The organism is Sinomonas sp. RB5, assembly GCF_054063535.1.
Map to the genome: position 1 here is coordinate 176594 of NZ_JBSSGJ010000008.1, position 23658 is coordinate 200251.

The window sequence follows — 23658 nt, forward strand, 5'->3', positions numbered from 1 at the left end:
GAGGACCGTGCACGCTCCCGGCGCGCAGGCGCTCGCCCTCGCGGTCCCGCCACGGCGGGGCCGCGTCCGCGCGTACCTGGCCGACCGTCCCGTGGCGATGGACTGGATCGTCGTCGCCGCGGCCGTGTTCCTCGCGGGGCCGCTCTTCGCCGAGTACGTCCTGCATGGCAACTGGTGGCGGTTGGCCCTGCTGGCCGTCCAGCAGGCGGCCCTGCTGGGGCGGCGCCGGTCCCCGTGGGCCGTGCTGGTGGTGACCGTGGCGATCGACGCCGCCCTGCTCTACCAGTCGCCGAACAGCTCGGTCATGAGCGCGGCGGTCTTCTTCGCGCTCTACGCCGTGGCCGTCTCCGCCCCGGCGCTCGTCGCCTTCGGCGCATCCGTGCTCGCCTCGGTCCCGGCCTCCGTGTACTACGCCTTCGTCTACAGCCCCCGCGGACCCGCCGTCCCGGAGAACGCCCGCTACGTGGGCCTGGTCGCCGCGGTCTCCGTGCTGCTCATGGACGTCCTCGCCGCTGGGCTCGGAGCCTGGGTCCGCGGCACCCGCGAGCACCAGGCCGAGATCCGGGCCTGGGCCCTGCGCAGGGCCGAGCTGGCCTCCGTCCAGGAGCGCAACCGGATCGCCCGGGAGATGCACGACGTCGTCGCGCACTCGCTCACGGTCATGGTCGCCCTCAGCGACGGCGCCGCGAAGATCGCCGCGAAGGACCCGGACAGGGCCCAGGAGGTCCTCGGCGAGCTGTCCCGCACCGGGCGCACCGCCCTGGCGGACATGCGCCGCGTCCTCGGGGTCCTCCGCGAGCCGGCATCGGAGGCGAGCCTCGCGCCCGCCCCCGGCACCGAGAGCCTGCAGTCGCTCGTGGCCGGGTTCCGGACGGCGGGGCTGCCCGCCGTCCTCACACTCACCGGGGCCGCCCCGCCCGCGGACCCCGCCTTCCAGCTCGCCGTCTACCGGATCGTCCAGGAGTCCCTGACCAACGCGCTCCGGTACGGGCGCGGGGTCTCCCGCGTCGAGGTCGAGCTGGCACGCGAGGGCAGCACCGTGCGGGTCCGGATCGAGAACGACGGCGCGGCGGCCGACGGCGCGCAGCCTCGCCTCGGGACGGGCGGCGGCATCGCCGGGATGCGTGAGCGGGCCGCCCTCTACGGCGGCACCCTCCGCGCGGGCCCGCGGGCCGGGGGAGGATGGGTCGTGGAGACCGAGCTGCAGGTGGACGAGCAGCACTGGGCGGAGGGGGACGCATGAGCGAGACGGAGCACCACCACGGCGAGGGGCCCTTGAGGCTCCTGCTCGTCGACGACCAGCCGCTGCTTCGGATGGGCTTCCGGCTCGTCCTCGAGTCCGAGGACGGGATCGAGGTGGTCGGCGAGGCCGGCAACGGCGCCGAGGCCGTGAAGCTGACCGAGTCGCTGCGCCCCGACGTGGTGCTCATGGACGTGCGGATGCCGGTCATGGACGGCATCGAGGCCACACGGCGCATCGCCGCCGCCCACAGCCCTGCCCGGGTCATCATCCTGACCACCTTCGATCTCGACGAGTACGCGTTCTCCGGCCTCCAGGCCGGCGCCTCGGCGTTCCTGCTCAAGGATGTGGCGCCCGCCGAACTCGTCCAGGCCGTGCGGCTCGTGGCCAGCGGGGACGCCGTCGTGAGTCCCCGCGTGACCCAGCGGCTCCTCGAGACCTACGTCCGCAGCGCCGGCGCGCCCGCCCGGGGCAACGGCGGCGCCGCCCCGGACCCCCTGCTCAAGGAGCTGACGCCGCGCGAGCTCGAGGTCCTGCGGGCCATCTGCGAGGGCCTGAGCAACGCGGAGATCGCGCACCGGTTCTTCCTCTCCGAGGCCACCGTGAAGAGCCACGTGCGCCGGATCCTGACCAAGCTGCACCTGCGCGACCGGGTGCAGGCGGTCGTGTACGGGTACGAGACGGGGCTCATCATCCCGAGCAACCCCGACTACTGAGCCCCCTCCGTCTGGAAGTCACCTCCTGAAGGTCACCTCCTGAGAGTCACGTCCTGGAAGTCAGGTCCAGCGGGTCGCTCCCGCAGGAGCTGACCTTCAGGAGGTGACCTTCAGGAGCTGACCTTCAGGAGGCGGGGCGGGGCGAGTGTGAACCTCCGTGACGGGTGCGTTTCGTCAGGCGGGGCGCCCACCGGCAGACTGGGCGAAGAATCAAGAGTTCCGGCATCAAGCCCTGGCTTGCCGGACGGCAACCCTCCGGCTGTAGTGGGGTGCCCCAGGTGAGGATTCGACGGCGCGCGGGCCCCCGGCGCCGTAAGTATGGCGCCTGAGCGAGCCTCGCGCCGCGACCCGAAGAGGACCTGTATGGCCACCCTCCTGAGAACCGAGCCGGGACTCGGCACCGCCCTGCGCGCCAAGCGCCGCATCCTCGCCTCGGCGTTCGTCGGCACCACCATCGAGTGGTACGACTTCTACCTCTACGGCACGGCCTCGGCCCTCGTGTTCAACAAGCAGTTCTTCCCCGACGCGAGCCCGCTCGTGGGCGTCCTGGCCTCGTTCGCCACCTACGCGGTCGGGTTCATCGCGCGGCCCCTCGGCGGCGTCATCTCCGGCCACCTCGGGGACCGGATCGGCCGCAAGGCCCTGCTCGTGGCCTCCCTGCTGACCATGGGCATCGCCTCCACCCTCATCGGCGTCCTGCCGAACTATGCCTCCATCGGCATCCTCGCCGTGGTGGGACTCGTGGGACTCCGGCTCATCCAGGGCCTCTCCGCCGGCGCCGAGTGGGGCGGCTCCGCGCTGCTCTCCGTCGAGCACGCCCCGGCCGGCCGGCGCGGACTCTTCGGCTCGTTCACGCAGGTGGGCTCGGCGGCCGGCATGCTCCTGGCCACCGGCGCGTACGCGCTCACGCAGGGGTTCCTCACCCCTGAGCAGTTCCAGTCGTTCGGGTGGCGGCTGCCGTTCCTCCTCTCCGGCGTCCTCGTCCTGATCGGCCTGTGGATCCGCCTGGGCGTGACCGACGCAGAGGAGTTCACGGCGGTCAAGGATGCCGCGCGCACCGTGGCCCGGCCCGTGGCGCGCGTGCTGCGCGAGCACCCGCGCGGAATCCTCGTGACCATCGGCATGCGGCTCGTCCAGCCCGCCATCTACACGCTCATGACCGTGTACATCCTCGGGTACCTCAAGGACCGCCGCCACGACACCACCTCGGGCCTGGCCGCGATCCTCATCGTCTCCGCCATCGGGCTGCTCTCGGGTCCGTTCTGGGGCTGGCTCTCCGACCGGATCGGGCGCCGGCGCATCGCCGTCGCGGCCTCCGTGGGCGTGGTGGTGCTCATCTGGCCGTTCTTCTGGTTCCTCGACCATGGAAGCCTGGCCTTCCTCCCGCTCGTGCTCCTCGTCGGGATGAACATCCTCCATGACGCGATCTACGGCCCCCAGGCCGCTTGGTTCGCCGAGCAGTTCCCCACCGAGCTGCGCTATTCGGGAGTCTCGTTCGGCTACCAGGTCGGCACCGTGCTCTCCGCGGCGGTCACCCCGCTCGTCGCCGCGGCCCTGCTCCAGGCCGGGGGCGGGGCGCCGTGGCTCGTGTGCGGCTGGTTCGCCGTGCTCGGCGTCCTCACCACGGCGGCGGCCCTCGCCGCCAAGGACCCGGTCGGCCTCCGCGCCGCCCAGCCGGCCACCGCGGAGGGCGGAGCGGGCGCCTGAGGCGCCGCCCGCCGTCGTCCGCCCCCCCCAAGTCCCCGCCCACGGAACCCGAATCCGGAAGGAACCCCGTGACCAAGCCCCTGCTGCTGAACGCGTTCGAGATGCTCGTGCCGGTGCACCAGTCGCCGGGCCTGTGGCGACACCCCGACTCGCAGGCCCACCGCTTCGCGGAGCTGGGCTACTGGACCGGGCTCGCCAAGGCCCTCGAGGACGGCGGCTTCCACGGGATCTTCTTCGCGGACGTGCTCGGCCAGTACGACGTCTACGGCGGCAGCGCCGACGCGGCCGTCCGCGGCGGGGTCCAGTACCCGGCCCTCGACCCGCTGCTGATCGTGTCCGCCCTCGCGGCGGCCACCGAGCGGCTCGGCTTCGGCGTCACCGCCTCCGTCACCTACGACCACCCCTACCTCCTGGCCCGCCGGTTCGGCACGCTGGACCACCTCACGGGCGGCCGGCTCGCGTGGAACATCGTCACCTCCTACCAGGAGTCGGCCGCGCGGAACCTCGGCCTCGACACCCAGGTGCCGCACGATGAGCGCTACGATCGCGCCGAGGAATTCATGGACGTGGTCTACAAGCTGTGGGAGGGCTCGGTGGACGACGGCGCGCTGGTCGCCGACGCCGCCGCGAACCTCTTCGCGGACCCCGCCGGGGTCCGCGGGATCGCGCACGACGGCGACGCCTACCGGGTGCCCGGCCCCGCCTTGGTCGGACCCTCCCCGCAGCGGACCCCCCTGCTCTTCCAGGCCGGCGCCTCGGCCCGCGGCAAGGCCTTCGCCGCGAAGCATGCCGAGGCCGTGTTCTTCTCCAGCTCCACGCCCGCGCAGGCGAAGAAGTTCACCGACGGGCTCAGGGCGGAACTCGCCGCCGCCGGCCGCGCGCCGGACTCCGTGAAGGCGTTCAACCTCGCGACCGTGATCGTGGCCGAGACGGACGAGGCCGCCGCCGCGAAGCTCGCCGAGTACGAGTCCTACGTGGACACCGACGCCGCGCTCGCGCTGTTCGCCGGCTGGACGGGCGTGGACCTCTCAGGGCTGGACCAGGACGCGCCGCTGACGTACATCAGGAGCGAGGCCAACCAGTCCGCCCTCGCCCAGTTCACGCTCCTGGACCCGGAGCGGACGTGGACGCTGCGCGAGGTCGCGAAGTTCGTCTCGATCGGCGGCCGAGGGCCGGTGATCGTCGGCTCGCCGGCCACGGTCGTGGACGAGCTCGAGCGCTTCGCCGATGAAGGCGGCGTGGACGGGTTCAACCTGACCTCGGCCGTGCGGCCGGCAGACCTGCTCGAGTTCGCCCGGCTCGTCTCGCCCGAGCTGCGCCGTCGCGGGCTCCTCGCCGAGGCTGCCCCCGGAGCGACGTTCCGGGGGACCGTCCTGGGAGCCGGCCCGCGCCTCGCCGCCGACCACCCGGCACGGCGCGTGGCCGGCGTCGTCCCCGCGACCGCCTGAGCAGCCCGCCTGAGCCAGCCGGCCCCGACAGCTGAGGGGTCGTGTCCCTGCCGCGATCGGCAGGGACACGACCCCTCAGCGCAGGTGGCTAGAAGCCGCCCACCCCGTTCGGCGTGCCGAGGCCCGTGGGGCCGTCCCACCCTGCGCCGGCGGTGCACCACTGGGACGTGGGGCACGTGCCGTTCGAGCCGCTCGTCACGTCGAACAGGCTCGAGGAGTGGCCGTACGGGATCGAGTTCGCGTACGTTCCCGTCGCTGCGGAGCCCGTGGTGCCGCTGAGGGCGTACACCGAGGCGATGATGGGCGAGGACTCGCTTGTGCCGCCGAACTGGCCCCACGTCGAGGACGTGCTCGAGGTCGGGTAGTAGACGGCCAGGCCGCCGTAGTTCGGGTCGGCCGCGGCCGAGACGTCCGCCATGGCCCGGTTCGCGCACCCGGTGTTGAATGTGGCGGCCGCCGGGAGGGCGGCGTTGTACGTCGAGCAGCCGGAGCCGGCGCCGCTCCACGCGGACTCGGACCAGCCGCGGGTGTTCGAGGCGGCCGTGAGGGAGGTGCCGCCCACCGCCGTGACGTAGCTCGAGGACGCCGGGTAGGACCCGCCCTGGTAGCCGTTGTCCCCGGTGCTCGCGGTCACCGCGATGCCCGGGAAGTTGTAGTACTTGCCATAGGTCGCGTCCGCGGCGTCCGAGCCGCCGTAGGAGTTGGAGATCGCCACGACGCCGGGGGTCTTGGCCGCAGTCTGCACGGCCGTGCCGAGGTCCGCGAAGCTCGCCGACTTGGCCTGGAAGACCGCGATCTTGCAGTCGGGGCAGGCGGCGGAGACGGCGTCGACGTCGAGTGCCTGCTCCTGCGACCAGCCGAGGTCGAACCGCGGAAGGCTCGTGCCGCCGGTCTGGTTGCGCACGGTGAGGCAGCCGTTAGCGGAGGTGCACGCGGGAAGGCCGAACTGCTGGCGGTACACTCCGAGGTCCCGCTCGAGGTTCGGGTATCCGTAGGCGTCCACGATGGCCACCGTCCGCCCTCCGGAGGTCGCGCCGGTGAGCTTGTAGGCGTTCTGCAGCTGGGTGGGGGTGAGGGCCGTGGACGGCGGGGCGGCGTTGCCCGTGATGGGCTTGCCCGCCGGGTCGGCCGCCTGCCGGGCGGTGCACGCGGCGTCGCCGGCGCGCGGCGCTGCGCACACCTGGATCGAGCGGTCCGAGTGCTGGTTCGGCCCGGGTGATGCCGACGCCGGAGCCGCGGCGGCGACGCCCGCGAGCAGCAGGCCTGCCGCCGCTGCGGCGAGGAGCTTCCTCATGTCATGCCCTTCTGGTTGGGGACAACGCGATGGTGACGCCGGGGGAGACGGGCCCTCCGCAAAATTGACAAGATCCGTCACGCTGACGCACCGAGACTCGCAGGCCTCCGGCACCGCGACAAGAGCGCGATCAGGATTGCCAGCAAACTCTCAGTTAGGTGGGACCTCCAGCTCATCCGGAGCTGATACCGAGGCCTGCGCGGCGCCGTTCCCGATCGGGTCCGGATGCGCGAGACTGGCTCTGTACGATCCTTTGTGCGATACGAGAGGCGACCATGGACGCGTTGAGCTGCACGAGGGGGCACCGCCGATGACGGACGACTTCCCGCTCGCGCAGGAGCTGGCCTGGCTGACGGCGCGGCTCGCGGACCTACTGCTGACGAGGGAGTCGGCCGAGGAGGCCGTGCAGTCCCTAGCCCTGGCGGCGAAGGAGGCCATTCCGCATGCCTCCGGTGCCGGGGCCACCCTGATCGACGGGCGCGGCCGCAAGACCAGCACCGGCGCGACCGACGAGGTGGTCCTCGAGGCCGACCGCCTGCAGTACGAGATGGGGCAGGGCCTCTGCCTGAGCGCCTGGGCCGAGGGCACGAGCCAGACGATCGAGGACATCGGGACCGAGACGCGCTGGCCCCTCTGGACCCGGGCGGCCGCCTCGCTGGGCCTGCGCTCGGCGCTGAGCGCACCCCTCATCTCAGGGGGGACCCCCATCGGGGCGATGAAGGTCTACTCGGACAAGGCCGGGATGTTCAGCGCGCACGACCTGCGCCTCCTCGAGATGCTGGCCCGTCCCGCGGCCATCATGCTGGCCAACCTGCAGGCGCGGGACGCCGCCCAGCGGGCGAGCGCGCTGATGACGGCGGCGATCGCCGACCGTGACGCGATCCGCATGGCCACCGGGATCATCATGGAACGGGAGCGGCTCGGTCCCGACGAGGCGCTTTCCCGCATCATCGACCTCTCCCGACTTGAGCAGCGGGCCCTCAGCGACACCGCCCAGGACATCGTCGCCGGCCGCCCTGTCCTCTGAGGCCCGGGATGGACACGGGACACGACGGCGACGCGCGGCAATGGAGGCTCACCCGCGAGGCGATGGACCAGGCGGGCCTGACCCCGGGGCAAGTGTGGCTGCGCTACTTCGGGCTGGCCGGTGACGCCGGCGAGTACGAGGTAGACGCCTACCTCAACGGGGTGCTCGCCCTGCCGGCGGTCCAGCGCGACCTGGTCTCCCACGCCGTGAACGAGCTGACCGGCGGGGCAGCCGACGCGCCCTACAGCCGCGGGCTGGACGGAGAGCGGAACCCGGATCGGGATCCAGGGGAGGGGCACGACGGCCACTGAACCCCTCGGGAGCTCCTCGCGTCAGGCCGGGGAGGACGGGTGGGCGAACGGGACCCTGATGCGCCACCGGGCGGTGGCGGCCTCCCCGTGGACCACCAGCTCCGCGGCCTGCTCCTCGGCGGACACCGTGAGGTCGACCCGTGCGCCGGACTGAGCTTCCCCTGCGGCAGCAACGACCTCGTTGACCAACGCCAGCAGCCGGCCCGCGGCGTCGGCAGGGACCACCTCCGTGCATCCGAGGATCGTGATCTGCGCCTCGACGCCGGCGGCGTCAGCAGAGGCGCTCACCGCGGCGAGCAGCTCCGCGGAGAAGGACGCCGCCTCGACCCCCTGCGTGAGGTGCCCGGTCCCGAACAGTTCGCCTGTCTGCAGCAGATTCTGCACCGCCGTGTCGAGCTGGCGGGAAACCTCCTCGACGAGTGCCGCGGCGCTGGCCGCCGGGGCGAGCAGAGCGAGCTGCCGCAGGCTCAGGCCGGCCGAGAGCAGACGCGGCACGATCCGCTCGCGCACGCCGTCGCCGATGCGGGCACGGTCTGCGGCCAGCGCGTCCCCGCCCAGGCTGCGGGCCCGCATCCCCAGGGCCAGCGCAGCGTTGGAGCAGAACACGGCCGCGGCGGAGACGTCGGGTCGCGTGTAGGACGAGCCCTCCTTCCGTGCCAGCAGCAGCACGCCCGGCGCCGGGCTGCGGCCGAGCCGCGCCGCCAACAGGGGGCCGAGGCCTTCGGTAGCGTCCGTCCCGAGCCAGATCGCGGCCTCGCCGTCCTGCGCGTGCCCCGTCGGCTGGGGCAGGCGCTCCGCGAGGACGGCCAGAAGCGTCGGCGACGGCATCGTCCCCGCGGCCGCGGCGATCCGGAACGACCCGCCGTCCGGCAGCGCCACCAGGGCCAGGGTCGACTGCGAGGCTGCCAGCGCCCGCCCTGCGACCAGATCGAGTTCGCGTCCGGCCACGAGTCCCTGTCCGGAGACCAGGTCTGCCGTCACCGAAAGCGTCGCGTCGAGCCATCGCTCGCGGCCTTGCGCCTCTTCGTAGAGGCGGGCGTTCCACGCCGCGGCCCCGGCCGCCGCAGCCAGAGCTGCGATCAGCTCCTCGACCTCTGGCGCGAAGGGGCCCCGGCCCGTCAGGAACAGCTCGCCGAGGTGTGCCCCGTGGGCGCGGATCGGCACGGAGAGGAGCGTGCGCCCGCTGTCCGTGGCGGCATCCCACGGACTGGTCCCGTGGGGAGCTGCGCCGGGCGGGGGATCCCCGTCCTCCGGCACTCGCCGCTCCGGTGAGGAGGAGCTGACCACGAGGGGCGCCCAGTCGGGGGCAGAGAGCCGGATGACCGCCTCCGTGGCACTCGCCAGGTCCCGGGCCGAGTCGGCGAGCCGTTCGAGCACCCGGCGGACCGAGAGGTCCCCGAGCATGCCGAGGAGCATCGACTGCAGGTCCCTCAGGGGCCCCCGCTCAGGCATATCCCCACCACCCGCACGTCGCCGCATGGCTCATTCCACTGACTGCTCCGCCTCCATTGTCTTCCCGGGCGCGCTCGGGGCAAGGCCAGCCCGTCCAGATGACGTCCGCGATGCGGGGCGGCGCCGGGCCGCCATCCGCCGGGGCGCCTCGCTCCGAATGCTGTGCATGGACAGGACATCGCGCCTCGGGCGCCGCAGGTCGGCGGCATGGGCCTTGGTCGGAGGCCCGGCGGCGGTGGGCCTCGGGCTCGTGGCCCACCTCGTCTCGGGCGGGGCCGCGCCGCCCGCGGGGGTCCTCGCGGCGCTCGTGGTGCTCGTGAGCCTGCTGGCCTCCGCGGTGGCCCGCGCGCCCCTCGCCCCCTGGATGCTCGCCCTCGGCAGCGGCGCCCTCCAGCAGGCCCTCCACCTCGCGCTCACGGCGCTTGCCGGTCCGGACGGTCCCCTCTTCCCCGCGGCGGGGCACGCCCACCACGGCACGGTGTCCACGGCCCCGGCCGGCGCCGTGCAGGCTGCGCCGCTGGACTTCCACCTCCTCGTGGTGGCGCACATCGCGGCAGCCCTGCTCACCGTCCTCGCCCTCGCTGCTGCCGCCCGCGCCGCCGCTTCGCTCCGGGCGCCGGGGAGCCCACAATATGCTCATGAGGCCCTTCCTTCTGCTGGCATCCCGTGACCACGACGAGGTGGCGGACGACGAGTACCGGGCCTTCTGCGCCTACGCGGGCCTCGAGCCCGAGCACCTGCATCGCGTCCGCGCGGAGGCCGGTCCCCTGCCCCAGATCCGGCTCGAGGACTACTCGGGGGTGATCCTCGGCGGGAGCCCGTTCACCGCCTCGGACCCCAGGGAGGAGAAGGACCCGGTCCAGCGCCGGGTCGAGGAGGAGATCGGCGTCCTGCTCCGCCGGATCGTCGAGGCGGACTTCCCGTTCCTCGGCGCCTGCTACGGGGTCGGTCTCCTGGGCAGCCAGATGGGTGCCGTGATCGACCGCCACTTCGGCGAGCCCGTCGGGCCTGTGAAGGTGAGGCTGAGCGCCGTCGGCCTCCGGGATCCCCTCTGCGCCGGCCTCGAGCCGGCGTTCCACGCCTTCGTGGGCCACAAGGAGGCCGTCCGCACGCTCCCGCCGCACGCCGCGCTCCTCGCCGGCTCGGACACGTGCCCGGTGCAGATGTTCCGCTTCCGCCGGAACCTCTACGCGACCCAGTTCCACCCCGAGCTGGACGTGGCGGGCCTCGAACGGCGCATCGACGCCTACCGGCACTCGGGCTACTTCCCGCCCCACGAGGCCGAGCAGGTCAAGGAACGCGCGCGCGGCGCCCGCGTGAGCGAGCCGCAGAAGATCTTGGCCAACTTCGTCAGCCGCTACGCCGTGGGGGACTGACCGGCGCGTGAACCGGGCTGGCTAGACTCGCAGCATGCCTACTGCCGCCCACGCGCACGCCCTCGACCTCGGCCGCTTCGTCATGGCCTCGCCGTCGAGCTTCCATGCCGCCGCCGAGGGTGCACGGCGGCTCGCCGGGGAGGGCTTCGAGGTCCTCTCCGAGACCGACGCGTGGCCGGGCGGGCCCGGGAAGTACGCCGTGGTCCGGGACGGCGCGCTCATCGCGTGGACCGTGCCGGAGGGGGCGGGGGCCACCACGCCGTTCCGCATCCTCGGGGCGCACACCGACTCGCCCTCCTTCAAGCTCAAGCCCAAGCCCACCACGGGCCGGCTCGGCTGGCTGCAGGCCGGCGTCGAGGTGTACGGCGGCCCGCTGCTGAACTCCTGGCTCGACCGGGACCTCCGGCTCGCCGGCCGTCTCGTGACGCTCGACGGTGCGCAGCACCTCGCCGCGACCGGTCCCCTCCTGCGCTTCCCGCAGCTCGCGATCCACCTTGACCGGGCGGTCAACGAGGGCCTCGCCCTCGGGAAGCAGCAGCACATGAGTCCGGTCTGGGGCCTCGGTGACCCGTCCGCCGAGGACCTGCTCGGCGTGCTCGCCGAGGCCGCCGGCGTGGACCCGTACGAGGTGGGCGGCTTCGACGTCGTGGTGGCGGACACGCAGGAGCCCGCGGTCTTCGGCGCCCACGGCGAGTTCTTCGCCTCGGGGCGGCTGGACAACCTCTCCTCCGTGCACGCTGGCCTCGTGGCCCTCGTGCAGGCCGCGGAGGCCACCGACGCGGAGGGGGCCCCGATTGCCGTCCTCGCCGCCTTCGACCACGAGGAGGTGGGATCCGCGTCCCGCTCGGGCGCGTCCGGCCCGTTCCTCGAGGACGTCCTGGCCCGGATCGGCGACGGCCTCGGCGCCTCGGCGGGCGACCGGCGTCGTGCCCTCGCGGCGTCGTGGCACGTCTCGGCGGACGCCGGCCACGCCGTCCACCCCAACTACCCCGAGCGCCACGACCCGGCCAACCACCCGCTCCTGGGCGGCGGACCGCTGCTGAAGATCAACGCGAACCAGCGGTACGCCACCGACGCCGCCGGCGCGGCGCTCTGGGCGACGGTGTGCGGCGAGGCCGAGGTGCCGTACCAGGAGTTCGTCTCCAACAATGACGTGCCCTGCGGGTCCACGATCGGTCCGCTCACGGCGACCCGCCTCGGCATCCGCACGGTGGACGTGGGCATCCCGCTGCTCTCCATGCACTCGGCCCGCGAGCTGGCCGGGGTGCAGGATCCGTGGCGGCTGTCCCGGGCCGTGGAGCGCTTCTTCGCCCAGGCCGGCTGAGCCGGCCCCGGGGCTCGAGGGCCGGGGCCGGTGTGAGGACCCTAGCCCGCGAGGCCGATCACGAGGTTGATGGTCGCCGCGAGGATGAGCGTCGCGAAGACGTACGCGAGGATGCTGTGCTTGAGCGCCTCCGCGCGGATGCCGTGGTTCCTGATAGCGGTGTCGGAGACCTGGTAGGTCATCCCGAGGCTGAAGGCCATGTAGGCGATGTCCGTGTACTGCGGGGCCTCGTCCTGGTTGAAGTCGATGCCGCCCTCGGGGGTCGCGTAGTACAGCTCGGTGTACCGGAGCGTGAAGATCGTGTGCAGCATGAGCCACGAGGCCGCCACGACGGTGAGCGCAAGGAAGGCCAGGGCCGCCTTCGCCGGGCCGTTGGCGTTGTTGCCGGAGACGATGACGATCACCACGGCGATGATCGCCGCCACGTTGGCGCTGAGGATCAGGAACTCGCGCGTGCTGCGGCGGGGGTCCTCCTGGCGCGCGTGGGTGCGCGTCTGCTCCGGGTCCATGGGGGCGATGCGCACCCAGACCCAGACGTCGTAGACGAGGGCGGCCGCGCCCCAGCCCGCGGCGGGCGCGTGCCACCACGAGCTGAAGATCCCGGTCAGGACGGCCACGGCCACTCCGGTGGCCAGCATGATCCAGACCCTGCGGCGCGCGGTCCGGGCACGATGCGAAAGCTCGGCGTCAGGCTTCATGCGCCCGATCCTTGCAGCCGAGTCTGGGAATCCGCCGTCCCTCCACAGCCGCGTCTCGGGCGTGTCGTCCACATCGGGGTCTCCACACGCACGACGCCGCGCGGCCGGCGCTAGCGTGGATCGCGGGGGAGGTGCCCGGCCGGTCGGGAGACGAGCCCGCGTCGGGTAGACTTGTGCAGTCTGTGTGCCACCTCCCGCCCTCTGCGGGGACGGCGCACGGGCGCGCACATGAACCTCCTGTTGCGGAAAGACCGCAACCGCTTAGCCCGAAGGAGGTGGGTTCACACATGCGTCCTTACGAACTGATGGTCCTCATCGACCCCGAGGTCGACGAGCGCACGGTCCAGCAGTCGCTGGATAAGTTCCTCTCTGTGGTCACCACCAGCGGTGGCTCCATCGACAAGGTGGACATCTGGGGTCGTCGCCGCCTGGCGTACGACATCAAGAAGAAGAACGAGGCGATCTACGCCGTCGTCAACTTCACCGCTGAGCCGGCCACGGCCCAGGAGCTGGACCGCCAGCTCTCCCTCAACGAGACGATCCTGCGCACCAAGATCATCCGCCCCGAGGACCAGAAGGTGTCCGCCAAGTAGTCTTGGCGTGATTCCCTCAAGTACATCGATCTTCAGCACGCGTCGGACGAACCAGGAGGAAGCATGGCAGGCGAGACCACCATTACGGTGATCGGCAATCTGACGAATGATCCCGAGCTACGGTTCACGCCGTCGGGCTCTGCCGTGGCCAATTTCACCGTGGCCTCGACCCCGCGCACGTTCGACCGCCAGGCCAACGAGTGGAAGGACGGGGAGACCCTGTTCCTCCGCGCGTCGATCTGGCGCGAGGCTGCCGAGAACGTCGCCGAGTCCCTCACCAAGGGCATGCGCGTGATCGTCTCCGGCCGCCTGAAGAGCCGTTCGTACGAAACCAAGGAAGGCGAGAAGCGCACCGTCATCGAACTCGAGGTCGACGAGATCGGCCCGAGCCTGCGCTATGCGTCCGCGAAGGTCAACCGCACCCAGCGCTCCGGCGGCCAGGGCGGCAACTTCGGCGGAGGCCAGGGCGGGAACTTCGGCGGCGGTGGCGGCCAGTTCGGCGGCGGCGCCTCCGGGGGCAACTGGGGCGGCAACCAGGGTTCGCAGAACCCGGGTGGCGGCTCCGGCGGCAGCTGGGGTGGCGGCGGCGGCCAGCAGCAGGACGACCCGTGGGCAACCCCGGGCGTCAGCAGCTCTGGTGGCTGGGGCACGGGCAACGACTCCGAGCCCCCGTTCTGATCGATTCACCTTCCACACCACAACATCACAACCATCCCGTGGCTGATGCCACGGGCTCCAGAGACTAAGGAGCTCCACGATGGCCAAGGCTGAAATCCGTAAGCCGAAACCAAAGTCCAACCCCTTGAAGGCCGCTGACATCACTGTCATCGACTACAAGGATGTCGCCCTGCTGCGCAAGTTCATCTCGGACCGCGGCAAGATCCGCGCGCGTCGGGTGACCGGCGTGTCCGTGCAGGAGCAGCGCAAGATCGCCCAGGCGATCAAGAACGCCCGCGAGGTCGCCCTGCTCCCCTACTCCGGCGCTGGCCGCGGCTGAGAAGGGAAGCAATCTCATGGCAAAGCTCATTCTGACGAACGAGGTGACGGGTCTCGGCTCCGCCGGTGACGTCGTCGAGGTCAAGGACGGCTACGCGCGCAACTACCTACTGCCGCGCGGCTTCGCGGTCACGTGGTCGAAGGGCGGGGAGAAGCAGGTCGAGCAGATCCGCGCCGCCCGTGAGGCACGTGCCCACAAGTCGCTCGAGGCCGCCCAGGCCCAGGCTGCAGCTCTCGCGGGCACCCCGGTGCGCCTCGAGGTGAAGGCCGGCAAGGAAGGCCGCCTGTTCGGCACCGTCCGTCCGGACGCCGTTGCCGGTGCTGTCGAGGCCGCTGGCCTCGGCGCCATCGACAAGCGCAAGGTGGTCATCCCCGGCCACATCAAGTCGACCGGCAAGTACGAGGTCTCGGTGCGCCTGCACGACGAGGTCTCGGCCGTGGTCAACCTTGAGGTCGTCGCCGCGAAGTAGTCTGCGGCTCCGGCCCATGCCGTTGGCATGACGGGTTTGAGGAAGGGCCCCCACCGCTGGTGCGGTGGGGGCCCTTCCGCGTGCCGGGGGGCGTCGGGGGAATACAGCGGCGGGTCTTCCTGTTGGTCGAAGTAGATGCAAAAGCATGTATTTTGAGAGCAAGGCAGGATCATGGCAGCCAGCACGTCCATCGTCGTCATCTCCGCGGGCCTCGGCGTCCCCTCCTCGAGCCGGCTCCTCGCAGACCAGATCTCTGCGGCCGTCGAGCGGCTCGGCCGCGCCGCGGGGCTCGACCCCGCGGTCACCGTCCTCGAGCTCCGAGACCTCGCCGTGGACATCGCCAACAACTTCGTGACCGGCTACGCCGCCCCGGACCTTGCCGAGGCGATCGCCGCCGTGGAAGGGGCCGACGCCATCGTCGCGGTCACGCCCGTCTTCTCGGCCAGCTACAGCGGCCTCTTCAAGTCCTTCATCGATGTGCTCGAGCCGCGCTCGCTCGAGGGCAAGCCGGTGCTCCTCGGGGCCACGGGGGGCACCGCGCGGCACAGCCTCGTGCTCGACCTCGCGATGCGCCCGCTCTTCAGCTACCTGCGCACCCGGACGGTGCCCACGGGCGTGTTCGCCGCCCCGACCGACTGGGGCAAGGGCACGGACGGCGGCCAGGCGGCTGGCCTCACGGCCCGGATCGAGCGCGCTGCCACCGAGCTCGTGCGCGAGCTCGCCGCGGCCCGTCCCGCCGCGTTCGCTGCGGCTGGCGCACAGGCGCTCCCGTCCATGGCCACCCGGCCCGAGGACAAGTCCTTCGAGGAGCTCCTCGCCGACCTCACCGCCCCCCGCCGCTGAGAGCCGCCTTCTGAAGGTCACCTTCTGGGAGTCACCTCCTGAAGGTCACCTTCTGGGAGTCACCTGCTGAAGGTCAGCTCCCGGGGTCACCAGAGGCGGCCTCCAGGGGATGACCCCCCGACGTACGATGGCGGGATGCAGCAGCCAGCCACCGACCACGCGCCGGTCTTCGACGGCCACAACGACCTTCCCTGGGCGCTCCGCCAGGACTTCGGATACGACGTCGCCGCGGCCGCCCTCGGCGCGCACCAGCCGCGCCTCCACACCGACATCCCGCGGCTGCGCGAGGGCGGTGTCGGTGCGCAGTTCTGGTCCGTGTTCGTCCCCTCGACCCTGGCCCCGGCCGAGTCGGTGGTTGCGACGCTCGAGCAGATCGACTGCGTGCGGCGCATCGCCGCCGCGCACCCCGACGTCTTCGCGCTGGCCCGCAGCGCCGAGGAGGTGCGCGAGGCCGCAGCCCGGGGCCGCATCGCCTCCCTCATGGGAGCCGAGGGCGGCCACAGCATCGCCGGCTCGCTCGGCGTGCTGCGGATGCTCGCGCAGCTGGGAGTGGCCTACATGACCCTCACACACAACGACGACGTCCCCTGGGCCTGCTCGGCGACCGGCGAGGCGATGGCGGCCGGGCGTGACACCGGCCTGACCGATTTCGGGCGGAGCGTCGTCGCCGAGATGAACGCGCTCGGCATGCTCGTGGATCTCTCCCATGTCTCGCCGCAGACCATGGAGGACGCCCTCGATGCCACGAGCGCCCCCGTGGTCTTCTCCCACTCCTCGGCCCGCGCTGTCTGCGACCATCCCCGCAACGTGCCCGACCGCATCCTCGAACGTCTGCCCGCCAACGGCGGCGTCCTCATGGTCACGTTCGTGCCCAAGTTCGTCTCCGAGCCGTGCCGCGAGCACGCCCTCGCCGTGCGCGAGACGCGCCTCTCCCTCGGCCTGCCCGTGGACTTCCACGACGTTGCCCCCGAGGAGGACCCGCAGGCCGCCGCAGAGTTCTCTGCGTGGCTTCAGTCCCACCCCGCGCCCGAGGCGACGATCGGCGACGTCGTGCGCCACCTCGAGCACGCCCGCGAGGTGGTGGGTCCCGGCCATCTCGGGCTCGGCGGCGACTTCGACGGGACCGTGGACCTGCCCCGGGGCATGGACGGGGTCGCGGGCTACGGTCCGCTGCTCTCGACCCTCGCGGAACGGGGCTGGTCACGCGAGGACCTCGACGCGCTGTGCTGGGGCAACGCGCTGCGGGTGCTCGAGGGCGCCCAGGAGGCGGCCGCCTAGCTCACAGCAGCGCGACGAACGCGCGCGCGTCCTCGATGCTGATGTCCGAGTGGCGGTGCAGCATCTGTGCCGCGTCCTCGGCGTCGCCGATCCGGGCCAGGGACTTGATCTCGTTGTAGATCTCGTCGTTGAGCATGTTGGAGGCGACCTCGAGGGTCTGGCGCCCGTTGCTCACGATGGCGCGGTACCGGTACGGGAACCGCTCGGGGCGGCCCTCGCCGGACCCTCCGGCACGGCCTGCTCCCGCCGACGGCGCCCCCTCGGCGCTCCGTGCCGGCTTCGCTGACGCCTCTGCCGCGCCGCCGCGTGCGACGGCGGGCGGCTGCTCGGGTGCGGCGGGCTGCTCGGGTGGGGCGCACTGCTGGGGCGCGGCGGCCTGCTCGGGTGCTCGACGGTCCTCCGGCGTGGGCGCGTTCCCCGCGCTGCGGAACGCCTGGGGGTAGCGGTCGAGGAGGATGACGGCGTTGCGCGCCTCCACGAGCCCGGAGCCCGTGGCCTCGCGGTAGGCAGCAATCGCCTGGACGGTGAGGCCGCGGGCGATGAGCGAGTAGACGGCCCGGTGCTGGGCCTCGTTGAGCCGCGCCGAGGCGGCCGCTGCGGCGGCAGGCCCTCCGGAGAGAGCACCCTCGAGGGATTCCCTGCTGCGCCGTGCGCCGGCGCGGAGCACGAAGACGACGACGGCAGCGACGACGAGGAGGATCAGGAGCGGAGGCAGGAGGTTTTGCATGAGGGCTTCTGGAGGGTGGCGGAGTGGGTTCCTCCAGCGTAGTGCCTGCGCTCATCCTGCTGCGAGGGAGCGCGCGCATGCCTCGGAGCGCATGGACCGCGAGCGGCCCCCGACACATGTGGGCTGAGTCACATGCGGCGGCAGCGTATGTGCCCCGACGTATGGAGACCGCGCCTGCGGCCCGTGTGGACTTGTGGATTTCGTCTGTGGACAAACTCTCTGGATCCACAAGCTGTCAACAGCGTTTCCGCACGTCAGAGCGCTCTTTTCAGCTGGGCCGGAGAGTTGTCCACAGATATCCACAGATTGGTGAACACCTGGGCGCCCTTTTCCCACAGGTTGTCCACAAGGGTGGTGCAAACCCAGCTTCACGACTGTCGGTGGGCCCGGATACGGTGTGCACGTTCCTCCGGAGCACGGTCCCGACGGCCTGCTCCGGGACGGTTGCCAGCGGTCCGAGGTGTTGCCCATGTCCACGTCCCACGTCGATTCAGCACCGTCCTTCAGGGACGCGGACGCCGCGCGCACACCGCCGCAGGACATCGTCGCGGAACAGTCCGTGCTCGGGGGGATGATGCTCTCCAAGGACGCGATCGCAGACGTGGTGGAAGTGGTGCGCGGCATCGACTTCTATCGTCCGGCACATGAGGCCATCTACGAGGCCATCATCGACCTCTACGGGCGGGGGGAGCCCGCGGACGCCGTGACGGTCTCGGACGAGCTGACGAAGCGCGGCGAGATCAACCGGGTGGGCGGCCCCGCCTACCTCCATGAACTCATCCAGTCCGTGCCGACCGCCGCCAACGCCGGCTACTACGCGGAGATCGTGGCCGAGCGCGCGGTGCTGCGCCGCCTGGTCGGGGCCGGCACCAAGATCGTCCAGCTCGGCTACGGGCAGGACGGCGAGGTCGAGGACCTCGTCAACCAGGCCCAGGCCGAGGTCTACGCCGTGGCCGAGCGCCGCACAGCCGAGGACTACGTCCCGCTCTCGCAGGTCATGGAGGGCGCCATGGATGAGATCGAGGCGGCCGGCCACCGCGGCGGCGGCATGACCGGCGTCCCGACCGGGTTCTACGAGCTCGACGAGCTCACCCACGGACTCCACCCCGGCCAGATGATCGTCATTGCGGCGCGTCCGGCCGTGGGCAAGTCGACGTTCGCGCTCGACTTCGCCCGCTCCGCAGCGATCAAGCACAAGATGGCGACCGTGTTCTTCTCACTTGAGATGGGCCGCAACGAGATCGCGATGCGCCTGATGAGCGCCGAGGCATCGATTCAGCTCCAGGACCTCCGCCGCGGCACCCTGCGCGACGACCAATGGGCCAAGATCGCCTCGGTGCTCGGTCCCCTCAACGAGTCGCCCCTGTTCATCGACGACTCGCCCAACATGTCCCTCATGGAGATCCGGGCCAAGTGCCGCCGCCTCAAGCAGCAGCACGACCTCAAGCTCGTGGTGCTCGACTACCTCCAGCTCATGTCCAGCGGCAAGAAGGTCGAGAGCCGCCAGCAGGAGGTCTCGGAGTTCTCCCGCGCCCTCAAGCTCCTCGCCAAGGAGCTCGGGGTGCCCGTCATCGCGCTGTCGCAGCTCAACCGAGGGTCCGAGCAGCGCACCGACAAGCGCCCGATGGTCTCGGACCTGCGCGAATCGGGCTCGATCGAGCAGGACGCGGACATGGTGATCCTGCTCCACCGTGAGGACGTCTACAACAAGGAGTCGCCACGCGCCGGCGAGGCGGACATCCTCGTGGCCAAGCACCGCAACGGCCCCACCAAGGACATCGTGGTCGCGTTCCAGGGCCACTACTCCCGCTTCGCCAACATGGCTGCCGACGCCGGGGGCGAGGGCGGCGGCTTCTAGGGGCACGCCCCTGTCCAAACGGGTGTGACCCATGCCACTCTGGTGGGGTGGCCCGCGCGCGGCGGGCCACAGCCGAGGAGGTGCCTGTGACGCAGTCGCGCCTCGAGGCTGCCCTCACCGTCTTCGACGATCCCACGGCCAAGGCGCGCGAACTCCTCCGGCTCCACCGCTCGTGGCAGTCCACGAGCCAGATCCCCGAGCCGGTGCGGACCGTCGTGGCCCGGGCATGGCGGCGGCAGGGTCCCGCGGGAGATCGGAGGGGCCATCTCGGGGACGCGGCGCTGGCCGAACGCCGCGACCGGGCGGGCGCACTCGCCTCCGTCCTCCCGCTCCTGCGCGACCGCCTGCTCCCGCTGGCCGGTGAGGCGGGCAATGAGCTCGTCGTCAGCGACGACGAAGGCTACGTCCTCTGGGTCAGCGGGCCGGCCGCGGTGCGCCGCAAGAGCGAGGAACTCGGCTTCGTCCAGGGCGCCCGGTGGCGTGAGCGCGATGTCGGCGTCAACTCCCTCGGCACGGCGATGGAGGAGCGGCGTCCGGTGCAGATCTTCGGCCCCGAGCACGGCGCCGAGGAGCAGCATGCGTGGGTGTGCACGAGCGCGCCCATCCTCGGGCACAAGGCGGGCGTTCCCGTGGGCGTCGTGACGCTCAGCGGCTCCTACCGCACGGCCCATCCCCACACGCTGTCCCTCGTGAGCATGGCCGCACGCGAGGCGATGGACCACCTCGCCCGGGCGCACGACGGCGACCTGCGGCGCCTGGCGCTCGAGGGCTCCGTACACCGGAGCGCCGCAGTGCCGGGCGGCGCCTGCCGCGGGACCATCGTCGTGGACGACGCCGGCTGGGTCGCTTCCGCGGAGGGCTTCGGCGTGGGCGAGCGGATCCGTCTCCCCGCCGCCCTCGAGGCCGGCCTGGCGTGGCTGCCCGGCCTCGGGCAGGTGCACGCCGAGCCGCTCGACGGCGGATGGATCCTGCGAGGGGCCCGCGCATCCGCCGAGCTGGAGCTCCGGGCCGGCCCGCCGCCTTCCGTGGTCCTCTGCGCGGGCGCCGAGGTGACGGAGATCCCCTTGAGCGCCAGGCACTTCGAGCTCCTCAGCCTCCTTGCCGCCCACCCTCGTGGCCTCGAGGCGCGCGAGGTCCTCGCCCGCCTCGACAGCGCCCAGACTGAGGTGACCGTCCGCGCCGAGGTCTCGCGCCTGCGCAAGCGCCTCGGCGGCCTCATCGAAAGCCGACCGTACCGACTGACGGTACCGGCCGCCGTCATGCGTCCCTGACGGAGCCGGCGAGGGCCGCTGCAACGTTCTGCAACCCTGCCGCAGGTGTGACCTGCGCCATACCTTCGGATGCACCGGCTCAGGCGTTCGAAGGAGAAGTGCAGTGGGTGATGCAGCGCTGCAGGGCGCGAGGGACTGGTTCGCGGACCTCGACGCGGCGTTCGCCGCGGGCGACGTCGCGCGGGCGGCCTCGCTGTTCGGCGAGGAGAGCTACTGGCGGGACCTCGCGAGCGTCACGTGGAACATCCACACGGCCGAGGGCCGCGGCGAGATCGAGGCGATGCTGGCCGCCGTCGGCCCCGAGGCCTGGCCGCGGGAGCTTGAGGTCACGAGCGCGAGCGAGGCCAGCGGCGTGACCGAGGCCTGGTACACGTTCCGCAACGGGGCGTTCCACGGGAAGGGCCTCGTGCGCCTGCGGGACGGGAAGGCCTGGACCTTCCTGTCGAGCGCGCAGGGCCTGAACGACTTCCCCGAGCCCTCCGGCCGCCGGCGAGAGCGGGGCGCCGAGCACGGCGTCAACGTCTCGACGCAGAACTGGCTCGACCGGCGAACGGCCAGGGCCGAGAGCTTCGGCATCGAGGAGCAGCCCTACGTGCTCATCGTCGGCGGCGGCCAGGGCGGCATCGGCCTGGCCGCGCGGCTCAAGCGGCTCGGGGTTCCGGCCCTCGTGATCGACAAGCACGCCCGGCCCGGCGACCAGTGGCGGTCGCGGTACCACTCGCTGTGCCTCCACGACCCCGTCTGGTACGACCACATGCCGTACCTGCCGTTCCCGGACCACTGGCCGGTATTCACGCCCAAGGACAAGATGGGCGACTGGCTAGAGCACTACACGCACCTGATGGAGCTCGACTACTGGCCGAACACCGAGGCCACGACGGCGAGCTTCGACGAGGGCAGCGGTCAGTGGACCGTCGCGGTGACGCGTGAGGGCCGCGAGCTCACCCTGACCCCGACGCACCTCGTGATGGCCACCGGCATGTCCGGGCTCCCCAGCGTCCCCACGCTGCCGGGCCAGGACGTGTTCCGCGGCGACCAGCACCACTCCTCCCAGCACCCAGGTGGGGCGAAGTACTCGGGCAGGAAGGTCGTGGTGATCGGCTCGAACAACTCGGCCCACGACATCTGCGCCGACCTGTGGCAGAACGGCGCCGAACCGACCATGCTCCAGCGGTCGAGCACCCACATCGTCAAGTCCGACTCGCTCATGGACGTTGTCCTCGGGCCTCTCTATTCCGAGGAGGCACTGGCCCACGGGATCGACCACGAGACCGCCGACCTCATCTTCGCCTCCATCCCGTACAAGGTCCTCCCCGACTTCCAGCGCCCGGCTTTCGACGAGATCCGTGAACGGGACAAGGAGTTCTACGCAGGACTCGAGCAGGCCGGCTTCCAGCTCGACTTCGGCGACGACGACTCGGGGCTCTTCCTGAAGTACCTGCGGCGCGGCTCCGGCTACTACATCGACATCGGCGCCTCGGAACTCATCGCCAAGGGCGCGATCCGGCTCGCGAGCGGCCAGGTGGACCACCTCACCGAGGACGCCGTCGTGCTCGACGACGGCACGCGCCTCGAGGCTGACGCCGTCGTCTACGCGACGGGGTACGGCTCGATGAACGGCTGGGCGGCCAGGCTCATCTCGCAGGACGTGGCGGACAAGGTCGGCAAGTGCTGGGGCCTCGGCTCCGGCACGACCAAGGACCCCGGCCCGTGGCAGGGCGAGCTGCGCAACATGTGGAAGCCCACCCAGCAGGAGAACCTGTGGTTCCACGGCGGGAACCTGCACCAGTCGCGGCACTACTCGAAGTACCTGGCCCTCCAGCTCAAGGCGCGGCTCGAGGGGCTGGAGACGCCCGTCTATGCGCTCGCCGAGACGCACCACACCCGCTGAGCCCAGACAGAGGAGGACACATGAAGGCTGCACGCTACTACGGGAACAAAGACCTGCGGGTCGAGGACATCCCCGAGCCCCCCGTCGAACCGGGGAAGGTCAAGATCCGCGTCGAATGGTGCGGGATCTGCGGCACCGACCTGCACGAGTACGAGGACGGGCCGATCTTCTGCCCCACCGCTGCCCACCCGCATCCCCTCACGGGCGAGTCGGTTCCGGTGACACTGGGCCACGAGTTTGCGGGCGTCATCGCCGAGCTGGGCGACGGCGTCACCGGCCTCGAGGTCGGAGACAGGGTCGCCGTGGAGCCGTACATCACGTGCGGCGAGTGCCTGTACTGCGTCTCGGGCCGGTACAACCTGTGCGTCAAGGGCGGGTTCATCGGTCTGTCCGGCCAGGGTGGCGGCTACTCGGAGTTCGTGGTCGTGCCGCCGGAGCGCGTGTTCGGGCTGGGGGAGCTGTCCACCGAGATCGGGGCGCTCGTCGAACCCATCGCGGTGGGCTACCACGCGGTCAAGCGCTCGGGCATCCAGGCCGGGCAGACGGCAGTGGTCTTCGGCGCCGGCCCGATCGGGCTCGTGACCACGGCATGCCTGCGGGCCATCGGGGTCGAGCAGGTGATCGTCATCGAGCTGTCGTCGATCCGCAAGGCCAAGGCGCCCGACGCCGGCGCGGCGCTGGTCCTGGACCCGTCCGAGACGGACGTCCCGGCGAGGGTCCGCGAGCTCACGGACGGGCTGGGCGCGCACGTCGCCTTCGAGTGCGTGGGCGCGTCGCCAGCCCTCCAGGGCGCGCTCGATGCGACGCGGAACGGCGGCACGGTGGTCAACGTCTCGATCTGGGGCCACAAGGCCGAGATCGACATGTTCGGCCTCGTGATGCGCGAGCTGAACCTCATCGGCACGAGCGCCTACTGCGGCGACCATGCCGAAGTTATCGGGCTCCTCAGGGCCGGGAAGATCCCGGCCGAGCAGTTCATCACCGGCCGGATCGCCGTCGACGACATCCTCGATGCCGGCTTCCGTGAGCTCATCGAGAACAAGGAGGAGAACGTCAAGATCCTCGTGCACCCCTGACCGCTCCGGTCGGCGCGGTGGCGCACGACGGCGTGGGGCCGGCTCCCGCCCGGGCCGGCCCC

At 71.7% G+C, this 23658-nt stretch carries 23 protein-coding genes and 1 riboswitch; of the genes, 19 read left to right on the plus strand and 4 right to left on the minus strand.

Going from position 1 to position 23658, the window contains the following annotated elements; all coding sequences use genetic code 11:
* The first annotated feature begins 7 nt into the window (after positions 1-7).
* From ACVWWH_RS11505 to ACVWWH_RS11520, 4 genes are all read left to right on the plus strand, one after another.
* Positions 8-1243, plus strand: coding sequence for a sensor histidine kinase (locus ACVWWH_RS11505; protein ID WP_457316668.1), 1236 nt, complete (start codon positions 8-10; stop codon positions 1241-1243).
* Complete coding sequence (locus tag ACVWWH_RS11510) at positions 1240-1956, plus strand: response regulator (protein ID WP_447420389.1); 717 nt, start codon at positions 1240-1242, stop codon at positions 1954-1956. Before ACVWWH_RS11505 ends, ACVWWH_RS11510 begins: the two co-directional genes overlap by 4 nt.
* Positions 1957-2164: 208 nt before the next feature.
* Positions 2165-2281: riboswitch (SAM riboswitch) on the plus strand.
* Positions 2282-2319: 38 nt separating this feature from the next.
* Positions 2320-3663, plus strand: coding sequence for an MFS transporter (locus ACVWWH_RS11515; protein WP_457316669.1), 1344 nt, complete (start codon positions 2320-2322; stop codon positions 3661-3663).
* Between the two features lie 68 nt (positions 3664-3731).
* Complete coding sequence (locus ACVWWH_RS11520) at positions 3732-5111, plus strand: LLM class flavin-dependent oxidoreductase (protein ID WP_218030584.1); 1380 nt, start codon at positions 3732-3734, stop codon at positions 5109-5111.
* A gap of 88 nt (positions 5112-5199) precedes the next feature.
* On the opposite strand, the gene ACVWWH_RS11525 is transcribed toward ACVWWH_RS11520, so the two are convergent.
* Complete coding sequence (locus ACVWWH_RS11525; RefSeq protein WP_457316670.1) at positions 5200-6405, minus strand: S53 family peptidase; 1206 nt, start codon at positions 6403-6405, stop codon at positions 5200-5202.
* A 310-nt stretch (positions 6406-6715) separates the two neighbouring features.
* Between ACVWWH_RS11525 and ACVWWH_RS11530 the strand changes: the two genes are divergently transcribed.
* Both ACVWWH_RS11530 and ACVWWH_RS11535 read left to right on the plus strand, forming a co-directional pair.
* Positions 6716-7432 carry a GAF and ANTAR domain-containing protein gene (locus ACVWWH_RS11530; protein WP_066501677.1) on the plus strand — a complete coding sequence of 239 codons (717 nt, stop codon included), beginning with the start codon at positions 6716-6718 and terminating at the stop codon, positions 7430-7432.
* A gap of 8 nt (positions 7433-7440) precedes the next feature.
* Entirely contained in the window at positions 7441-7743 is a 303-nt protein-coding gene (locus tag ACVWWH_RS11535) for a hypothetical protein (protein ID WP_457316671.1), read from the plus strand.
* Between the two features lie 21 nt (positions 7744-7764).
* Here the strand turns inward: ACVWWH_RS11535 and ACVWWH_RS11540 are convergent, their stop codons facing one another.
* On the minus strand, positions 7765-9195 hold the full coding sequence (locus ACVWWH_RS11540; protein WP_457316672.1) for a hypothetical protein: 1431 nt from the start codon (positions 9193-9195) through the stop codon (positions 7765-7767).
* Between the two features lie 166 nt (positions 9196-9361).
* Here ACVWWH_RS11540 and ACVWWH_RS11545 point away from each other — a divergent pair, with 166 nt between their 5' ends.
* Genes ACVWWH_RS11545 through ACVWWH_RS11555 form a run of 3 tightly spaced genes read left to right on the plus strand, consistent with a single transcriptional unit; the run spans position 9362 to position 11895 of the window.
* The gene (locus ACVWWH_RS11545) at positions 9362-9865 is read left to right on the plus strand and encodes a hypothetical protein (protein ID WP_457316673.1); all 504 of its coding nucleotides are present in this window, start codon (positions 9362-9364) and stop codon (positions 9863-9865) included.
* On the plus strand, positions 9834-10571 hold the full coding sequence (locus ACVWWH_RS11550) for a glutamine amidotransferase (RefSeq protein ID WP_457316674.1): 738 nt from the start codon (positions 9834-9836) through the stop codon (positions 10569-10571). Before ACVWWH_RS11545 ends, ACVWWH_RS11550 begins: the two co-directional genes overlap by 32 nt.
* A gap of 34 nt (positions 10572-10605) precedes the next feature.
* The gene (locus ACVWWH_RS11555) at positions 10606-11895 is read left to right on the plus strand and encodes a M18 family aminopeptidase (RefSeq protein ID WP_457316675.1); all 1290 of its coding nucleotides are present in this window, start codon (positions 10606-10608) and stop codon (positions 11893-11895) included.
* A gap of 41 nt (positions 11896-11936) precedes the next feature.
* Here ACVWWH_RS11555 and ACVWWH_RS11560 read toward each other — a convergent pair whose 3' ends face one another.
* On the minus strand, positions 11937-12593 hold the full coding sequence (locus ACVWWH_RS11560) for a DUF1345 domain-containing protein (protein WP_066501667.1): 657 nt from the start codon (positions 12591-12593) through the stop codon (positions 11937-11939).
* Between the two features lie 287 nt (positions 12594-12880).
* Here ACVWWH_RS11560 and rpsF point away from each other — a divergent pair, with 287 nt between their 5' ends.
* From rpsF to ACVWWH_RS11590, 6 genes are all read left to right on the plus strand, one after another.
* Positions 12881-13186 carry a 30S ribosomal protein S6 gene (gene rpsF, locus ACVWWH_RS11565; protein ID WP_066501662.1) on the plus strand — a complete coding sequence of 102 codons (306 nt, stop codon included), beginning with the start codon at positions 12881-12883 and terminating at the stop codon, positions 13184-13186.
* A 63-nt stretch (positions 13187-13249) separates the two neighbouring features.
* On the plus strand, positions 13250-13864 hold the full coding sequence (locus ACVWWH_RS11570) for a single-stranded DNA-binding protein (RefSeq protein ID WP_457316676.1): 615 nt from the start codon (positions 13250-13252) through the stop codon (positions 13862-13864).
* 79 nt (positions 13865-13943) lie between these two features.
* A complete protein-coding gene (gene rpsR / locus ACVWWH_RS11575) occupies positions 13944-14183 on the plus strand; it encodes a 30S ribosomal protein S18 (protein ID WP_026820365.1) in 240 nt (79 codons plus the stop codon).
* A 16-nt stretch (positions 14184-14199) separates the two neighbouring features.
* Positions 14200-14652 carry a 50S ribosomal protein L9 gene (gene rplI, locus ACVWWH_RS11580; RefSeq protein ID WP_066501660.1) on the plus strand — a complete coding sequence of 151 codons (453 nt, stop codon included), beginning with the start codon at positions 14200-14202 and terminating at the stop codon, positions 14650-14652.
* 171 nt (positions 14653-14823) lie between these two features.
* The gene (locus ACVWWH_RS11585) at positions 14824-15495 is read left to right on the plus strand and encodes an FMN reductase (RefSeq protein ID WP_457316677.1); all 672 of its coding nucleotides are present in this window, start codon (positions 14824-14826) and stop codon (positions 15493-15495) included.
* A gap of 135 nt (positions 15496-15630) precedes the next feature.
* Complete coding sequence (locus tag ACVWWH_RS11590; RefSeq protein ID WP_457316678.1) at positions 15631-16773, plus strand: dipeptidase; 1143 nt, start codon at positions 15631-15633, stop codon at positions 16771-16773.
* 1 nt (position 16774) lies between these two features.
* Here the strand turns inward: ACVWWH_RS11590 and ACVWWH_RS11595 are convergent, their stop codons facing one another.
* The gene (locus tag ACVWWH_RS11595) at positions 16775-17500 is read right to left on the minus strand and encodes a hypothetical protein (protein ID WP_457316679.1); all 726 of its coding nucleotides are present in this window, start codon (positions 17498-17500) and stop codon (positions 16775-16777) included.
* 469 nt (positions 17501-17969) lie between these two features.
* Between ACVWWH_RS11595 and dnaB the strand changes: the two genes are divergently transcribed.
* From dnaB to ACVWWH_RS11615, 4 genes are all read left to right on the plus strand, one after another.
* Positions 17970-19358, plus strand: a complete 1389-nt coding sequence (gene dnaB, locus ACVWWH_RS11600; RefSeq protein WP_066501646.1) for a replicative DNA helicase — start codon at positions 17970-17972, stop codon at positions 19356-19358.
* Between the two features lie 86 nt (positions 19359-19444).
* A complete protein-coding gene (locus tag ACVWWH_RS11605) occupies positions 19445-20629 on the plus strand; it encodes a GAF domain-containing protein (RefSeq protein WP_457316680.1) in 1185 nt (394 codons plus the stop codon).
* 103 nt (positions 20630-20732) lie between these two features.
* Positions 20733-22520, plus strand: coding sequence for a flavin-containing monooxygenase (locus ACVWWH_RS11610; protein WP_457316681.1), 1788 nt, complete (start codon positions 20733-20735; stop codon positions 22518-22520).
* Between the two features lie 20 nt (positions 22521-22540).
* On the plus strand, positions 22541-23596 hold the full coding sequence (locus ACVWWH_RS11615) for a 2,3-butanediol dehydrogenase (RefSeq protein ID WP_457316682.1): 1056 nt from the start codon (positions 22541-22543) through the stop codon (positions 23594-23596).
* Positions 23597-23658 lie beyond the last annotated feature (62 nt).

Excerpts from the sequence above, each read along its gene's own strand:
- ACVWWH_RS11510 (WP_447420389.1), top strand. The coding sequence starts at position 1,240 with ATGAGCGAGACGGAGCACCACCACGGCGAGGGGCCCTTGAGGCTCCTG.
- ACVWWH_RS11515 (WP_457316669.1), top strand. The coding sequence starts at position 2,320 with ATGGCCACCCTCCTGAGAACCGAGCCGGGACTCGGCACCGCCCTGCGC.
- ACVWWH_RS11525 (WP_457316670.1), bottom strand. The coding sequence starts at position 6,405 with ATGAGGAAGCTCCTCGCCGCAGCGGCGGCAGGCCTGCTGCTCGCGGGC.
- ACVWWH_RS11530 (WP_066501677.1), top strand. The coding sequence starts at position 6,716 with ATGACGGACGACTTCCCGCTCGCGCAGGAGCTGGCCTGGCTGACGGCG.
- ACVWWH_RS11535 (WP_457316671.1), top strand. The coding sequence starts at position 7,441 with ATGGACACGGGACACGACGGCGACGCGCGGCAATGGAGGCTCACCCGC.
- ACVWWH_RS11540 (WP_457316672.1), bottom strand. The coding sequence starts at position 9,195 with ATGCCTGAGCGGGGGCCCCTGAGGGACCTGCAGTCGATGCTCCTCGGC.
- ACVWWH_RS11545 (WP_457316673.1), top strand. The coding sequence starts at position 9,362 with ATGGACAGGACATCGCGCCTCGGGCGCCGCAGGTCGGCGGCATGGGCC.
- ACVWWH_RS11550 (WP_457316674.1), top strand. The coding sequence starts at position 9,834 with ATGAGGCCCTTCCTTCTGCTGGCATCCCGTGACCACGACGAGGTGGCG.
- ACVWWH_RS11555 (WP_457316675.1), top strand. The coding sequence starts at position 10,606 with ATGCCTACTGCCGCCCACGCGCACGCCCTCGACCTCGGCCGCTTCGTC.
- ACVWWH_RS11560 (WP_066501667.1), bottom strand. The coding sequence starts at position 12,593 with ATGAAGCCTGACGCCGAGCTTTCGCATCGTGCCCGGACCGCGCGCCGC.
- rpsF (WP_066501662.1), top strand. The coding sequence starts at position 12,881 with ATGCGTCCTTACGAACTGATGGTCCTCATCGACCCCGAGGTCGACGAG.
- ACVWWH_RS11570 (WP_457316676.1), top strand. The coding sequence starts at position 13,250 with ATGGCAGGCGAGACCACCATTACGGTGATCGGCAATCTGACGAATGAT.
- rpsR (WP_026820365.1), top strand. The coding sequence starts at position 13,944 with ATGGCCAAGGCTGAAATCCGTAAGCCGAAACCAAAGTCCAACCCCTTG.
- rplI (WP_066501660.1), top strand. The coding sequence starts at position 14,200 with ATGGCAAAGCTCATTCTGACGAACGAGGTGACGGGTCTCGGCTCCGCC.
- ACVWWH_RS11585 (WP_457316677.1), top strand. The coding sequence starts at position 14,824 with ATGGCAGCCAGCACGTCCATCGTCGTCATCTCCGCGGGCCTCGGCGTC.
- ACVWWH_RS11590 (WP_457316678.1), top strand. The coding sequence starts at position 15,631 with ATGCAGCAGCCAGCCACCGACCACGCGCCGGTCTTCGACGGCCACAAC.
- ACVWWH_RS11595 (WP_457316679.1), bottom strand. The coding sequence starts at position 17,500 with ATGCAAAACCTCCTGCCTCCGCTCCTGATCCTCCTCGTCGTCGCTGCC.
- dnaB (WP_066501646.1), top strand. The coding sequence starts at position 17,970 with ATGTCCACGTCCCACGTCGATTCAGCACCGTCCTTCAGGGACGCGGAC.
- ACVWWH_RS11615 (WP_457316682.1), top strand. The coding sequence starts at position 22,541 with ATGAAGGCTGCACGCTACTACGGGAACAAAGACCTGCGGGTCGAGGAC.